Genomic DNA, 17,537 nt, shown 5'->3' with positions numbered 1-17,537 from the left:
AGGGTATCACGCCTCGGCGGCTTTGGCGATTTGCAACATCTTGGCCTCTCCGAGATGGGGCGCGAGGATCTGGAGACCGGTGGGGAGGTTTTTCCCGCCATCGAAATCCGCGGTGCCGCAGGGGATGGAGATGCCGGGGATGCCGGCGAGGTTGGCGGCGATGGTGAAGATGTCGGAGAGGTATTCCTGGAGCGGATCGGCGGAGATGCCGCCGATTTTCCGAGCAGGCGCGGGGGCGACGGGCGAGAGGATGGCGTCCACTTTCTGGAAGGCGTTCTCGAAATCGCGGCGGATCAGGGTGCGGACTTTCTGGGCGCGGCCATAGTAGGCGTCGTAGTAACCGGACGAAAGAACGTAGGTGCCGAGGATGATGCGGCGTTTCACTTCCGGGCCGAATCCTTCCTCTCGGGATTTTTGATAGAGATCGAGGATGTCAGCCGGATTCGCGGCGCGGTGGCCGTAGCGGATGCCGTCGAAACGCGAGAGATTGGACGACGCTTCCGCCGGGGCGATGACGTAGTAGGTGGCGACGGCGTGCTCGGTGTGGGGCAGGGAGATATCGATGATTTCCGCACCTTGGGCGGCGAGTTTCTGAATGGCGGCTTCGACGTTTTTCCTAACGCCGGGGTCGATGCCATCGCCGAAGTATTCCTTGGGGATGCCGAGTTTGAGGCCTTTCACTCCATCGTTGAGACCGGATAGATAATCGGGAACCGGGACGTCGAGGCTGGTGGAATCATGGGGATCGACACCGGCGATGGCTTGGAGGATGAGCGCGGCATCCTCGACGCTTTGAGTGAGCGGGCCGATCTGGTCGAGCGACGAGGCGAAGGCGACAAGGCCGTAGCGGGAAACACGGCCGTATGAAGGTTTCAATCCGACGACGCCGCAATGCGATGCGGGTTGGCGGATGGAACCGCCGGTGTCGGAGCCGAGCGTGGCGATGGCCGTTCCATCAGCGACGGCGGCGGCGGATCCGCCGGACGAGCCGCCGGGAATGCGGGTCGGGTCGTGGGGATTGCGGGTGACTTGCAGCGCGGAGTTTTCGGTGGAGGAACCCATCGCGAATTCGTCCTGGTTCATCCGGCCGAAGGGAATGGCCCCGGCGGCCCGGAGCTTGCGGATGACGGTGGCGTCGTAGGGCGAGATGAAATTTTCCAGAAACTTCGAGCCGCAGGTGCAGGGCTGGCCGAGGACGTTCATGTTGTCCTTGATGCCGATGGGAATGCCGCCGAGCGGAAGGGAAAGATCGACCTGCGCGGCCTCGGCGAGTGCGGCTTCGAGATTGTGGGATAGGTAGGCACCGGTCTGGCCGTCGCGGGCGGAGATTTCCCCGGCGAGTTTTCCGAGAATGGCGGCGGGGGTGGTTTCTCCGGCGGTGAGCTGCTGGCGGAGTTGGGTGATGGTCATGGGAAGCGAAAAGATGAGAGGAAGGTTTTTTAACCGCAGATGGACACGGATGAACGCGGATTTGGAATTGGGATCAGGCGTCGGTGACGACTTTCGGGACGCGGATCTGGCCTTGGGCTTGGTCTGGCGCGTTTTGGAGCACTGCTTCCGGCGTGAGGCTGGTGTGGGGAACATCATCACGCATCCGGCCGAAAACGTGGGTGGCGTGGGCCGTGGAATCGATGCCGGAAACGTCGAGCGCCGAAAGGGCCTCGGCGTAACCGAGAATGGCTTCGAGCTGGGGCTGGAATTCGGCGACTTCCTCGTCGCTGAGTTCGAGGCGGGCGAGTTTGGCGACGTAGCTGACGTCGATGTGGCTGTGCGACATGGCCGGGAATGTCTGGAAACACCGTGACTTTTCCAAGTGCCAAGTGAGGCCGATGAAAAAGATGCGGAAGTTTTTAAAATACTTTGAACGTTTGGAGAGGTTGAAGGTCTATTACCCATGAAAGCCGCGAGCAATCGCACTTTCATGTAAGGGTGTAACAGCACAGTTGTCTGCCAATTTCACGGGTGTGGGTGGGCAGGACAATTTAGGCCGCCGGGGAAGGGACTCCCCGGCGGCTTTTTGCTGTTCAGGGAAGCGGAGGCTTCCGGTATCTAAAGTTTGCGGCTTTGAGCGGCCGGTGACTAAGGGGCAGAAAAGAGGATTCTTCACCAGCCCCCGGGCCCCTGAATCCCAGCCCCTCCATCGTGTCACATGGATTTCAAGAAGCAGAATCAGGCGGAAATGCCCTTGGTCGAATCCGACCTAACGAGCTATCAGAAGAATTTTTAAAAATGTTTGAACGGATTGAATATCAGGAGGTCTATTACCTATGAAAGCAGCGAGCAATCGCACTTTCATGTAAGGGTGTAACAGCACAGTTGTCTGCCAATTCCACGGGTGTGGGTGGGCAGCACAATTTAGGCCGCCGGGGAAGGGACTCCCCGGCGGCTTTTTTGTGAACCGGAGAGAGGGCGCGTCCGATGCCTGGTTATTCGGGCGGTTGGTTTGCGATCATGGGAACGCGTTATCAAAAGCCGTATCCGGTGATGTGTGTCCCATTCGGGATTTTCATGCGATTCTGTTGGATTGTTCCAATGTGATCCAATTCGAAGGCTCCGGTCATCGATTGTGACAATTTAATATGCTCTAGCGAAAAATCAGTGGAATGGGATTGGTGAAAAAACGGCCTTGGCGGATGAATGAGATTCAGGGTGGGGCGCTTGTGGAGATCAATGAGTTGTGACGGGAGTTGCAGGAATTTGCTCGTTTGCCTTGCAAGCGGCGTGAAATTCTGTTTGACGGTTAGTTTCGAGTTTTGTTAGTCTGATAGGAATGAGCGAAAGATGCATGCGCCTGATTTGTGAAGGGGTATCGAGGATTGGGGTTTTGTTATTTGTAGCGCTGCCTTTTGCACAAGCCGGGGTTACGGATGCGGTGGTTACGAAAAATCCACCGAATCTCAACCAGGGGTGGGTCAAGGGCAGCGTCCGTGTGATGACGGGAGGGCAAATGAATTTGAACTCGGGTCTGACCATCGATGGCAAGCTCATCCTGTCGGGGACGCCCGATATCCGCGTCAATGGCGGGGCGGTTTCGCCCGTGATCCAGAATCGCACCGGCTCGGCTTTGCCGGCGGGGTACCGTGTGACCATCAACAACAGCGTTATTTTCGGAAGTGGCATCCGCCAGAAAGTCGATCCTGAAATCCTGCCTGCGGCGGTCGCTCCTGCTGTTGGCAGCGGGACCCGCCTAGTCCATATCAATCAGCTAGCTGATAGTCCTGGAAACTTTGCCACCATCCGCACGCTGACCATCAACGCCCAAGGCGGCAACGTCAACCTGCCGCCCGGTCGTTATGAGCGCATCACCCTCAACGGCGCCAGCACGCTCAATCTCCAGGCCGGAACGACGTCTGCTCCCGCGCTCTTTGAGATTCAGCAAATCGACGTCAATGGTGGGTCCCATGTCATCGTGCAAGGTCCCGTAACCCTTCGGTTGAAAAACTCGCTGAACCTCAATGGCTACTTGGGTGCTTCCGCCCACCCCGAGTGGCTCGATATGAGCATTTCCAACGGGAGTCTCACCTTGAACAGCCAAAGCGCCTTCCATGGCAAGGCGGTGGTGCCTGCCGGGACATTGACGGTGAATGGCAACTCGCTCCTGCATGGTCTCGCGTTCACCGATCGACTCACACTCAATGGCAACGGTATCATCGAATGCGAGGGCAGCGGCGGGACACCAAATCTCCCGCCCGTGGCCACTGCGGGAGAAACCTCCACCGCCATCGCCACGGCCGTGGGTATCCCGCTGGTCGCTTCCGATCCGGAAAATTCGCCGCTCACCTATCAGATCACCACACCTCCAACCAATGGCAGCGTCACCCTTGCCGGAGCGGTCGCCACCTACACGCCGAATGCGGGTTTCACCGGTAATGACACCTTCTTCTTCAAAGCCTCCGACGGGACCCTGGATTCCGCACCCGCCGCCTTCGTCATCCACGTTTTCCAACCCAACCGTGCCCCTTTGGCGACGAGTCCGGTCTTCGTCGTCAATCAGGGCGAGGCTAACGCTCCCGTTGTCCTCAGCGCCAGCGATCCGGACGACGACGCCATTACCTATCAAATCGCCACCCAGCCTGCACTTGGCACCATTTCGGGAAATCCACCGACGCTCACGTATTCCCACACCGGCCCCCGTTCCACCGCGGTCGTCGAGGACACCTTCACCTATACCGCTACCGATTCGAAAGGCGCGGTCTCGGCGATTGCCTCGGTGAAGTTCCAACTCCAGCCGGTGAACCGTCCGCCTACCGCCTCGCCCCTAACTCCGAATGGCAATGAGGACTCCGTTATCACCATTTCCCTCACCGGAGAAGACCCGGATGGCGATGTTCTCGCTTACGAGATCGTTACCGATCCTGCCAACCCATCGGCCACTCCGGGGCCGCTCCACGGCACTCTATCAGGAGTTGCACCCCAGCTCACCTACCAACCCGCTGCGAATTTCCATGGCATGGATCGCTTCCACTTCTGTGTCAAGGACGCGGTTCTCTCATCCGCTGTCGCAGAAGTCTCGATCACGGTGCTGCCGGTCAATGACGGGCCCGTGGCCGTGGCGAAATCCCTCACCGGTCCCGAAGATGGAGCCATTAACATCGCTTTCGATGCCTCTGATGTGGATGGCGATGCCTTGATTTATACCACCACTCTGCCTGATGGGTTTCCCGGCACCGTGATCGTGACCGGTGCCAGCGCGCTCTTCACACCCGATACGGATTTCAACGGCGCGGCTGGTTTCTCCTACACCGCCACGGATTCCTCCGGCGGGTCTGCCACTGCGGTAGTCAGCCTGCAAGTTACGCCTGTCAATGACGCGCCTGTCGTTACGGCAAATCCTGCGCCGCTCACGCTAGCCGAGGATGGCTCGCTGACATTCATCCCTGTCGGTTCGGACAGCGATGGGGATGCATTGACCTTTGAAATCACCGCCCATCCCGGGCACGGCACATTGACAGCGAATCCCGATGGCAGCTATCTCTACACTCCTGCGGAAAATTTCAATGGAACGGACTCCTTCGCCTACATCGCCAGGGACGCCGATAGCTCCTCCGCTCCCGTAACGGTCGGCATTTCCGTCACCTCCCGGGATGATGCGCCGCTGGCTTATGCCGCCAGCCACACTCTCGCGGAAGATGGCTCCATCGAGGTTACCCTCACCGGTTTGGATGTTGATGGCGATCCGCTGGTTTTCGAAATCGTCAGCCAGCCGCAGCACGGCTTGATCACGGGGAATCTCCCGAATCTAACCTACACTCCCACCGGGAATTTCAATGGTGAGGACTCGCTCGAGTTCACAATCAGGGCAGGTGAGGCGGAGTCCGCCATCGCGACCATCTTCTTCATCACTACCCCGGTCAACGACGCTCCGGTCGCCGTTGCTGCGAGCCTTGCCACGGATGAGGATTCGATTCTCCCGGTTGTTCTCGCCGCGACGGATATTGAAAATGATGCCATCGCTTACGAAGTTACCGTTCAGCCACAGCATGGCAGCCTCTCCGGCGTCGCACCCAACTTCACCTATATGCCTGTTGCGAATTACAACGGCCCGGACAGTTTCAGTTACGTTGCGAAGGATGCCACCGCCACTTCCTTTCCGGCGGTTGTTTCTCTAACGATCCGTCCGATCAATGACTTGCCATTGGCTCAAAACCTCACCACCACCACTGACGAGGACACCGCGGTTCCTATCCATCTCGCCACCACTGATGCCGATGACGCGGAGCATGCCTACTCGGTCATCATGCCGCCAACCCATGGCACGTTGACCGGGACCGCTCCACACTTTGTCTATACGCCGGCTCCGAACTTCCATGGCAGCGATACCTTCACCTACACCGCCAGCGATGCGGCCGCCACTTCTGCTCCAGCCATTGTCACGATCAGCGTCGTTCCGCAGAATGATGAGCCTGTCGCGGTTGCCGCGAACTACTCGCTCAACGAGGATACCACCATTTCCATCAACCTGTCCGGCCTGGACCCAGACGGCGATGCCATCACTTTTCAAATCGTCACCCAGACTTCCCATGGCGCCCTCACCGGCATCGCGCCGACTCTGACCTACACTCCGTTAGCAAATTTCAATGGCGCAGAAAGCTTCAGCTTCATCGTGAAAGATGCGTTCACTTCTTCTTCCGCAGCCACCATTTCACTCGCCGTCAATCCAGTCGATGACGCCCCGCTGGCAGGAAATGTGGAGACTTCCGTGCTGGAAGACTCTTCAGTCACGGTGAATCTCCTCGGCACCGTTCCTAACGGTGCCTCCATCACCTACGCGGTCCTCACCCAGCCGGCTCACGGAACCCTTGCCGGCACCGCCCCAGCTCTCACTTACACGCCTGAGCCAAACTATAATGGCAGTGACTCATTCACCTACAAGGTGCATGACGGTACCACCGACTCTCCCCCGGCCACTGCCAGCATCACGGTGACTCCGGTAAATGATCAACCGGTCGCCGGCTCCGCCAGCTATACCGTTCGTCAGCGGGAAAACCTGAGCTTTACCCTCACAGGCTCCAGCGTGGATGGCGATGAACTGTATTATGAGGTCACGGATCAACCGGACAACTCAGGCACTCTCAGTGGAAGTTCCCCCACTTTTGTTTACACGCCGGATTTATATTTCACGGGTACGGAAACGATCAGGGTTACTGCTATATCCCTTCGCAGCGGGCTGGCGTCCGCTCCGGCGGATATCACCTTCGAGGTTACTTCCAACAATCTTCCGCCGATTGCGGAAGAACTGAATGTCACCATCGACACCTTGCCGGTGGATATTGTGCTGCCAGCCTCGGACCCGGAAAACCTGCCACTCCATTATTATGTCGATTTCAACGAAAGTCCCGACCTCACCATCACCGGAACTCCACCGAATCTCAGGCTCACGCGGCAGGCCCCCGGTGCCAGGACCACATCATTCGAATATTATGTGGAGGACGATCTCGGCCTTTATACGACTGCAAGAGTCAGTGTGAAGCTGTTGGGACCCAACCGGAATCCAAGCATCAACAGCTCGTTGTTTTTCTTCAAGGAGGATGACACGGCAGCTTTCACGTTGGTTGCCAGCGATCCGGATCAAGATCGTCTCACCTATTCATGGGACCTGCCTGCGGGATCACCCTGCATGATTGAAGGAGCCGGTCCAGATTTCATACTGCGCTTCAGCCCGAACTTCTCCGGGACCACTGTCGCCACCGCTCGCGTCACGGATGGCCGGGGCGGCGTCGCCAACCGTGATATGACCTTCCTGGTCAGCGAAGTGAACGATGCGCCGGTGACCACGCTTGGAAACAACACAACAGGGGAAGACACGCCCCTGAATCTATCCATTTCTGTCATGGATCCCGAAGATTCACCTGTTACCTACACGCTCGTCTCTCCGCCGCTCCATGGTTCGCTCGCGGGCACTTTGCCCAATCTCAGTTACATCCCGCAGGAAAATTTCAATGGCGTGGATTCGTTCGTCTTCTCGGTGGGTGATGGCTCCCTCTTAGCTTCGGTCACTGTCCCAATCACCGTGACCACCGTGAATGACCCGCCCGCCGCAGAGCGAGTGACGGAGAAATTTACCGGACTCACCACCGCATTTGTCTTGCGAGGTGCCGATGCCGATGGGGACACGCTGACCTATCGACTGCTCATTCCGCCATCCATCGGCAGCGCGAGCGTTTCCGGAAATCTGCTGACGTTTGCCGCCACCGGGCCATTCCTCGGGAACCTGCATTTCAGTTATGTGGCCAATGACGGCTTAGTGGATTCCGCACCCGCTCCGATCGTTTTGACCGGTGGCGTTGCTCCGGAAGCTCGGATTCTTTCACCCATGGCGGGAGCCCGTTTGCCCATGGGCGAAAGCATCCCGGTGAAGGTGGATGCCAGTGACGCTGACGGCGGCATCATCCGCTACGAGCTATTTGCGAACGGTGCATCCGTTGCCACCTCGACCACGGCTGACATCGCGTGGACCCCTTCGCAAAACGGTCCGGTCGCCCTCACCATCAAGGTCACCGATGATGCGGGACTCACATTCAACTCGGCTCCACTCCACCTTACCATCACCGGTGAAAATCAGGCTCCTGTCGTTTTCGCGGGTTCGGATCGCGACGTCTTCCCGCTGACCTTCGGCCCGAACCTGGTCACCAACGGCAGTTGCGAACTCCCGCTGGATGGGAATGGCAACGTGCCGTTTTGGAGCAAAGTGGATGGCTTTCAGGATCTCACCAAGGACGATGCGACGACTAACACCGGGGCGGCTGCTGGTTTCTCAGCATTCCCCATGGCGGCGGATGGATCTTCCTACTTCGGCCCCCGCAATCCGAACAACTACAGCTTCGAACAAAAAACCGCGAAGCTGACCCAAGTTGTCGATCTGGATTCCGCGAATTCATCAGATCAAAGCCAGTATGTTTTCAAGGCCCGGTTTTATTGCTACCGCGGGCAGTTTAACTATTACGACATCAACGATGAACTCCGCGAACCACGGGTGGAGCTTCAGTTTCTGAATGCCGGAGGAGACGTGATTGCGACTCGGACCGTAAGGAGCAAGACTCCTGTTGGCATGTGGTATCCTGTCTGCGTCTTGTTGGATAAGCCGCAACAGGCAGCGTCCCTGAGAATCACTTTGACCGGTCATCGTGAACCCAATGCGGTGTATTATTATCATTCTTTGATAGATGATGTTTCGGTCCGTGCCACTCTTTCTTCCGAACCGCTCACTCTTCACGCCACTGTATCGGATGATGGATTGCCCGCGACAGGTTCACGGTCCCAAAGCTGGACCCAGATCGAAGGGCCTCCCGCAAGCCTGACCGCTCCGGAATCGGCGGATACTCAGGTCGGGTTCACCGGCATTGGAAAACATGTCTTCAAACTCACGGCGACCGACGGGGAGTTATCGTCGTCGGATACCATTGAGATCAATGTGGGTTCCGCAAGTGATGGGAACGCTCCACCACGCATCAGCCTGGCTTCACAAATGACAGTAACAGTGGGAACAGCGGCTCAGCCGCTGGTTGCCACGGTCACGGATGATGGGAATCCCGGCGACACGATTTACCATTACTGGGAGCAGGTTTCAGGGCCATCGGAGGCCTCGTTTGCCGATCCCAGGGCGGCGGCCACGACCTTCAACGTTTCGGTTCCTGGAGCTTATACTTTCCGGCTCACTTCCCATGATGGCAGCATCGCCGCGACTGCGGAAATCGCCATTCAAGCCAACTGCGAACTGACCCGGCAGCCCATCGATCTCTACATCATCACCGACCATTCGGGATCCATGTTCGGCCCGGAGGCTGGCATTATCACGGACTACGATCCGCGCACCCCGGTTTATCAGGCGAGGAAACTGGTCAACACGCTTTTGGGATCCCTGGATCCGGCTTTGGACAGGGTTTCGATCAACAAGAACGACAGTGCTTCCTACAACCAAGCCATGCCATACACTTCGGATTTTGAGGCTGCCAGACAGCACATCATCAGGCCACAAGGTGAGTTTATATTCGAAGGATATGATTCCTATGTTTTGCCGGCAATCGCACGGTGTGTGAATTTTGTCCGAACCAATGCCCGGGCGGATGCCAAAAAAATCATTCTTCATTTGAATGACGGCGTCGCGGGTCCTTCTGAAATCAATCCCCAGACACTCGCTGGATACGGAATTACGGCGATCTCGGTGTCGATGCCGAACATGAAGAACGACCCGATCAACCGGCAGGAAATTTCAAGAAATGTCTCGACCCCGGCCCACGCGTTTTTCGTCACCTCTCTCTCGGATCCCGCCGTTGTGGATGGTTTCTTCAAGATCGCGTTTTCTTCCCTGTGCCGCGGGTTCAACACTCCGCCGATGGTCCATGCCGGTGATGCTGTCTATCTTCCTGCGGTCGCTTCGGTATTCCAGCCGGCGGCAACCGTGAGTGATGAACAGGGGATTGAGATGCTGTCCCTGGCTTGGGAGCAGGTATCCGGACCGGCGTCCGCACAGATCGAGACTCCCAACCTGCTGCGGCCGTTGATTCGTTTCACCCAACCGGGATCCTACCTGTTCAAGCTTTCCGCCATGGATGGAAGTTCGACTTCATCGGATACGGTGTTGGTAAAGGTCGGAACCACTTCCTCCAAACCCACTCCCGCAGGAATGATCGCCTACTGGCCATTTGACGGCTCGATGCGTGATATCATCGGCAGCCGGACGTTGGCTCCCCGGTTTCCTCACATGCCACCGGCTTTCGTGAATGACTCGAAGGCGGAGCAGGCGCTGAATCTCGCAGGGCGGACTTTTCCATTCAATCAAACCGACGGCCCGCTGTTCGATCTCAAAGGCGCGGCCAGCGGTATGGCGGTTAGTCTGTGGTTCAAGACTCCTGCCGCCGCCGGCAGTGGCACCCTGCTCCAGTTCGCGGGCTACAGCACGAGTGCCGACGGTCGGCCTTACTGGCCGTCGCCGGGACTGGGCCTGACCTACGATGCGCTGTGGAAACGGATCAATGTCAGCTACGAGTTGGCAAATGGAAACAGCACCTCCGACCCTTCAATACCGGTCTTTGGAACTCTTGTCCCGGATGTGTGGAATCATCTGGTGGTCAACTATGACAACGTTGCGAATCAACTTCTCATCTATACGAATGGAATCCTGACCAATACACGGACCTTGCAGGCAGGCATGGCTCCGGTATTCGCCCGCAACGGACAAGGGTTGACCATTGGCTCCGCGCAATACGACAGTGGCAAGATCGACTGGTCCAATGCGCCATCGTCGCCGGGATATGGTGGAGTTGTGGACGAGCTCGCCATTTTCAACCGCACGCTGACCCTGGCGGACATCGACAATCTGGCGAACCGGAATTCCGGATTGACTCCTCCCGCGCTGAATCCACCTCCGATCGTCAATGCCGGTCGCGATCAATTGGTATTCCTTGCCCAACCGGTGTCGCTGTTGGAAGGGCTGGTCACTGACGACGATCCGGAACTGAACTCGCTCTGGAGCTTGCAAGCCGGTCCTGCGGATGGTTGCCAGTTCAGCAATCCCGAACTTACTAACAGTCTGGTGACGTTCTCAAAGGCCGGGGTCTATACGTTTGAACTCAAGGCGGATGATGGATACCAGATCGTGACCGACACGATGGAAATCCGCGTGGATCAGGCGTGCCAGAGTCCGCTGCCGGCCAACGCGCTTTTGTGGTTGAAAGCAGATGGCGATCCAAGGGATGCCATCGCGAAAAACGATCTGAAATGGTTCAATCAACCCGGCTATGTCGATGGCAAGGCCGGGAAAGCCTTCGAGTTCAACGGATCCAATGGAATCCTGGAAAGCGGCGCGCTGGATTTCGGGGGGGCAACGGAACTCACCTTCGAGGGGTGGTTCCGGGACAACGCGGGAAGCCAGTCGTCGAAAAGCTTGTTTGAAATTTCAGCGGGCGGGCAGGTTCAGGATCCCCTGGCATTGCAGGCGGTTTCAACCATCAGCAGCAATGGGATCCGGTATATCTCGTTCAACGGGGCCTTCCGGGATGCCGGAGGAGTTCCCAGGCAGAACAGTTTCTTGGGAACGGCTTCCTTCGCCACGAGTTCCTATCCGTTGGGTGAGTTCTATCACCTGGCGATTTCGATCTCCCGCGCCAACGGGGTGTCGTTCTATGTGAACGGGATCCGGACGGCCAATGCGGCCGTTCCTTCCAATCTGGTCAGTCTCTATATTCCGCCTGCCCCTATACTGCGTTTGGGCGGAAGAAACAACGGTCAGGACCGCCCGAAGGTGGCGATTGACGAGTTTTCGATGTATTCCCGGATACTCGACGCATCGGAAGTGCTTTCGATCTATCAGGCGGGTTCTGCCGGGAAATGTCCGCCATGGGCGCAGTCACCGTTGAATTCAGGTTACGTGGATGCCGGGCAATCCGTGACCTTGCCGGAGCATGCATCACTGGCATTTGCCGGAACCTACGAGGCGGATGACTTCGCGGCGAATCCCGCGTTTTCCTGGTCGCTCGTCGAGGGCCCTGCTCCGGTGGCTCTATCAGGTGAGGATACGCTCACGCCGGGCGCGGCATTCACCGTGGCAGGGCGTTACCTGTTCGAGCTGGCGGTGACCGATGGAGTGAAATCCGGCTCGGATACGGTGATCGTCGATTTGTTGCGGACTCAAAACACCGCGCCGGTCATTACCTGGACGCCACCTGCCTCGTTGCAACTTCCGCAGGACACTCTCATTCTTGCTCCGATGGTGACGGACGATGGTCTTCCTAACAATCTAACGAGAAGCAGTTGGCGCATGGTTTCAGGCCCCGCTTTGGTGAATTTTGCCGATCTCACGGACACCGCGAATGCCCATGATGTGGAGGCCCGCTTCACCGCACCGGGAAGCTATGAGCTGGAGTTCATCGCTTCCGATGATCTTCTAACTGCCACCCGGCGTTGCATTATTACCGTGCTGGCGGAAGCCGCTCCACCATCCTCTAACTTCGCGCCAATGTTCTCGCTGGGCACGGACATCGTTGCCGTGGCGAAAACGATTGTGCTTTTCCCGACGGTTCTGGACGATGGCAAACCCAGTGGCAGCATCACCGCCAATTGGGATTACGACCGCGGCCCGGGCGCTCCGCGTTTTGACCTTCCTGCGAATGCCACCGGACCGGAGGCATCCATCACTTTCCCGCTTCCCGGCATCTATGAAATCCGCCTCACCGTGTCGGATGGCGAGCTTTCCTCGTTCGACACCGTGAGCGTGGAGGTTCCCGCGTCGCTCTTCGGTCCTGGAGAGGGGCTGAATGCCGCACCGCTTCTCGCCAGCATGGCCCCGCAAGTGGTCATCCGTCCGGCCACGGAAATCACCCTCCAGCCCGCCTTCACGGATGCCGACGGCCCGGCTGCCAGCTATGGCTATGCTTGGGAACAGGTGTCCGGCCCTGCGCCATTGGGCTTGTCTAACACGACGAGCCTTTCCCAGACCATCGCCTTCGCGGAGTTGGGAACCTATGTCGTGAAGTTCACCCTGACGGACGGGCCTTACATTCGCTCGAATTATATCACGCTCCATCACTTGGCCGCGCCGAACGCGCCGCCGACCTTGAACCTCAGTCCTCCAGGCGGCACGGCATCGCCGATGTCCACCGTTACCCTCGCGGCAAATGCCAGTGATGATGGCATCCCCGGCGTGCTGATCTACGAATGGGATTGGCTTTCCTCGCCATCGGCCGGGGCACCGGTTTTCTCGGATGCCACGGCGTCCGAGACCCGGGTGACCTTCCCGGCGGCGGGAGACTATGTGCTGTATTGCCGCGTGAGTGACGGACAGCTTTCGAAACACCAGACGATTTCCTATCGGGTGTTGGGTGAGCCGTTTTTCGCGATCCTCTCGCCGCAGGATGGCGGCGTGGTGAGCGATCAGAACATTCCGGAAGTCCAGATCCGGGCGTTCCAGGAGGGTGGCTCCGTCAGCTCGGTGACACTCGCCCTCGACGGCACGAATCTCGGCCAAGCCCACCTTGAGAAGGATACGGTGGATTATTTCCTCGATCTTCCGTCGATGATCCGTGGCAACCATTCCCTCACCGCCACGGCCACGTTTGCCGATGGCACGGTCCTGACGCGGACCAGCAGTTTCCAACTCGCCGACTATGCTGAAGAAGCGCTGGTGTTGGAAATCGATTCTCCTCATGAAGCCACCGCCGATATCATCGCGCCGACTCCGGTCATCGGCACGGTGAAGAGTCCGCAACTCAAGGATTACAAATTGGAAATTGCGCCCCTCGACTCACCGTTGTCGAAAAAAGTCATCGCCACCGGTACCAGCCAGGTGACCTCCGCCACTCTGGGGACGATTGATCCGACTCTTCTGGAAAACGGCCTCTACACTCTAACACTCAGCGGGACCACCACCACCGGCCTCTATGCGTCGACCAGCGAGCAGGTCCTCATCGACGGTAACATGAAACTAGGACAGTTCTCGCTCGCATTCGAGGACCTGAGCATCGATCTGCCCGGCACGCCGCTCGCCATCACCCGCACTTACGATTCGCGGGATGTGAAGGGCGGGGACTTCGGCCCCGGCTGGTCCCTTGCGACGAGTTCGGTGAAAGTGCGGAAGACGCGCCCGCTCAACACCGGCTGGGAGCAAACCAGGCAGGGCGGGGGATTTGTGACGAGCTGGCTCTTCCAAGTACAGCCGACCCAGCGGAAACGGGTGATCGTTTCCTTCCCCGGCGGGCGCACTGAGATTTTCGAGACAGGCATCCGGGCGGCGGTCCCCTATACGGCGGACCAGTCGTTTGCTCAACGCTACACTCCGATCTATGGCGCGAGTTATACCTTCATGCCGGTGGGGGCCGCCCAGGGGAAACTTGAGGTGGATGGAGAAACGGAAATCCTGTGGGCCGGTGAAGGCAATGATTTCGCGAACATCCCGAGCATCGAAGGGCAATTCGCTTCGTATGATGAAACAGCCTCGAATCCCACCCGTTTCCGCTATACCGAGCCGGGCGGTGCTTCCTATATCATCGATGAAACACAGGGCCTGATGTCAATCGCCGACACGAACGGCAATATCGTGACCATCAGCCGCAGCGGCATCCACCACTCGGCGGGCGAGTCGGTGCTCTTCACCCGGAATGCGGCTGGCAGGATCACGGAAATCAATGACGGCACCGGCAAAAAATTGACCTATCTCTATGACGGCAACGGACGACTGAATACGTTCACCAACCGCGCCAACCAATCGAATCGGTATGCCTACGGTGTCGCCGCCTTCCCGCACTATCTAACTGACATTTATGACGGCACCAACGTGCGGGCCATCCGCACCGCCTACGATGCGGACGGGCGGATGATTTCCCAGACTGATGCCAACGGAAAAACCATCGGGTTCACTCATGAAGTCTCGCAGCGCCGGGAATCCATCACGGACCGGCTGGGCGACATCACGACCCACGAGTTCGATGAGAATGGCAATGTCACCCGTACCACCGACGCGCTCGGCGGGGTGACGAACCGCGGCTACGATGCGAACGACAACGAGACCAGCACCACCACTCCGCTGGGATTCACCACGTCCCGCGCCTTCGATGCGAAGAACAACCTGCTCAGCGAGGCCGATCCGCTAGGCCATGCCTCCCGCTACAGTTATGATGGGGAAAAGCGCCCGCTTTCCATCAGCGACGCGCTGGACCACTCCACCGTCATCACCTACAGCTCCAACGGAAATCTCACCCGGATGGTCGATCCCGGCGGCACGCCGACGGATTTCAGCTACTCCGGCAGCGGCGAGATCTCCACTCTCACTGATACCAATGGCACCACCACATCCTACACCCATGATGCGAAGGGGCATGAAAAAACCACCCGCGTCACCACGGCAGATGGCACGCTGCTTTCCTCCGAAGCCTACGATTACGACGATTCCGGAAACCGCATCCGCAGCATTTCCAGCGACGGTGCGCGCTATTTCACCACCACCTATACCTATGATGCGGAAAACCGCCTCACCCGGACGACCTACCCGGATGGCGCGAGCAGCGCGACGGTCTATAATGCGAATGGCAAGGTGGCCTACGAGAGTGACACCGCGGGCTACACCACTTATTATACCTACGACTCTCGCGGGAATCTGATCCAGACCGACCATCCCGGGATCAACCGCATCACCCGTTCCGGTTTCGATGCCGAGGGCCGCATGACCTCCAGCACCGACATGGCGGGGGCCACCACCTACACCCTTTACGATGCGCTGGGCCGCGCCACCGCCACCATCGAGCCGGACACCACCATGCCCGCCACCATCCTGACGGAAGTGGCGGACATCGCCGCCGCGCCCGCTCTGGCGGACAACCCCCGCACCGTCACCACCTACGATGCCGACGGCCGCGTTACCGCGTCCACCGATGCGTTAGGGAACAGCACCACCTTCGAATACGACGACGCGGGCCGCCGCACCGCCGTCATCGACGCCCTTGGCCACCGCATGAGCTACTCCTACGATGCCGCCGGCCGCCAGACCTCCAGCACCGATGCGAAGGGCAATGTCACCACCTTCACCTACGACGCAGCAGGCCGCCTCACCCGTACCGATCTCCCCGATGGAAATCACACCATCACCGGCTACGACACGTTGGGCCGCCGGATTTCCTCCACCGATGCCGAAGGAAACGTCACCCTCTTCGCCTACGATCCGCAAGGTCGTCTCATCGCCGTCACCGACGCGCTCGGTGCCGTGACCCGCTACGCTTACGACCAGCGCGGCCTCCAGATCGCCCAGACCGATGCCCTCAACCACGTCACCACCTACGAATACGACTCCATGGGCAGACGCTCCGCCCGCATCCTGCCCCAGGGCCAGCGCGAGGAAATGACCTATAACAGCCTAGGCCAGCTCACCGCCCACAAGGACTTCAACGGCCAGACGGTTACCCGGACTTACGAGCTTTACACACAGAACCTCCTCAGCATCGTCGCGCCGTACAATCACCCCTCGCTCACCCTCAGCCATGCGCCTGCGAGATATGATTTCGCCTACGACATCCTGGGCCGCCGCACCGGTTCCACCGTCAAGAATAGACTCGGCAGCGTCTTGAGCAGCGAGACTTTCAGCTACGACGTGCGTTCCCAGCTCACCGGCTACACCGGACCGAACGGCAGCATCGGCTACGGCTATGACGTCGCAGGAAACCTCGCCGGAGCGAAATCCGGCACTGCGGGCGGCTACGACGTTTCCTACGATTACGACGCCCAGAACCGCCTGACGATGGTCCATCGCGGCCAGCAAGGCATCGATCCGAACGCCACCCAACTCGCCGCCTACAACTACGACGCAAACGGCAACCTCAACGGAGTCGGCTACGCCAACGGCGTCCAGCACGCCTACACCTACAATGCCCTCAACCGCCTCACGGCGCTGAGTGTTTCTTCCGTCCCCCCATCCGCGATCCCCAATCCCCGAGCTCTCCAAGGCTATTCCTATCAGCTCAACAAGAACGGCCACCGCACGCAGATCAGTGAACTCTCCGGCCGCGCCGTCACCCACACCTTCGATGCCCTGAACCGCCTCACCGCGGAAAGTATCACAAGAAGCGCCGGCGTCTCGCCCACTTCGCCCGCCACCCCGACAGGCACCTTGTCTTATTCGTATGATAGCGTCGGCAACCGCACCAGTCGCTCCTCCACCGGTCCCATTGCCCAGATCCTCCCTTATCAGGGCGTTTCCTTCAATGCCAACGACCGCCTCACCAGCGAGGTCAGTTACGACGCGAACGGCAACACCCAGTTCAGCAAGGACAACACGTCCGCGCCGTCCTACGACACCTACAGCTTCGACAACCGCCTCATCCGCCGCACGCACGCCAACGGCATCTCCTCCTACAGCGACATCGTCGTTGACATCACCTACAACGCCGACGGCCACCGCCTCACCAAACTCATCTCCGAGAACGGCCTGACCCGAATGGCACTGACTTAAGCGAGATTTCGGCGAAAGGAGTGGTCGGAAATCCGGTGATCAGGTTGCTTCTCGTGTGACCTCAAACCAACCCTTCCTCACCGGATTTCCTACGCAGATTTGTGGC

The 17,537-nt window shown here is 58.7% G+C and carries 3 protein-coding genes; 1 reads left to right on the top strand and 2 read right to left on the bottom strand.

Annotated features, from left to right (window positions below):
* Positions 1 to 6 precede the first annotated feature (6 nt).
* Positions 7 to 1,410 carry an Asp-tRNA(Asn)/Glu-tRNA(Gln) amidotransferase subunit GatA gene (gatA, locus tag ABIQ96_RS08490; RefSeq protein WP_348214140.1) on the bottom strand — a complete coding sequence of 468 codons (1,404 nt, stop codon included), beginning with the start codon at positions 1,408 to 1,410 and terminating at the stop codon, positions 7 to 9.
* A 73-nt stretch (positions 1,411 to 1,483) separates the two neighbouring features.
* On the bottom strand, positions 1,484 to 1,777 hold the full coding sequence (gene gatC, locus ABIQ96_RS08485; RefSeq protein ID WP_348214139.1) for an Asp-tRNA(Asn)/Glu-tRNA(Gln) amidotransferase subunit GatC: 294 nt from the start codon (positions 1,775 to 1,777) through the stop codon (positions 1,484 to 1,486).
* A 1,170-nt stretch (positions 1,778 to 2,947) separates the two neighbouring features.
* Between gatC and ABIQ96_RS08480 the strand changes: the two genes are divergently transcribed.
* Positions 2,948 to 17,431, top strand: a complete 14,484-nt coding sequence (locus ABIQ96_RS08480) for an Ig-like domain-containing protein (protein WP_348214138.1) — start codon at positions 2,948 to 2,950, stop codon at positions 17,429 to 17,431.
* Positions 17,432 to 17,537: the final 106 nt, after the last annotated feature.

This window comes from Luteolibacter sp. (assembly GCF_039920825.1).
Lineage (GTDB): Bacteria > Verrucomicrobiota > Verrucomicrobiia > Verrucomicrobiales > Akkermansiaceae > Luteolibacter.
Note: the sequence above shows the minus strand (reverse complement) of the source record. Positions and strands in the feature narration are given on the sequence as shown.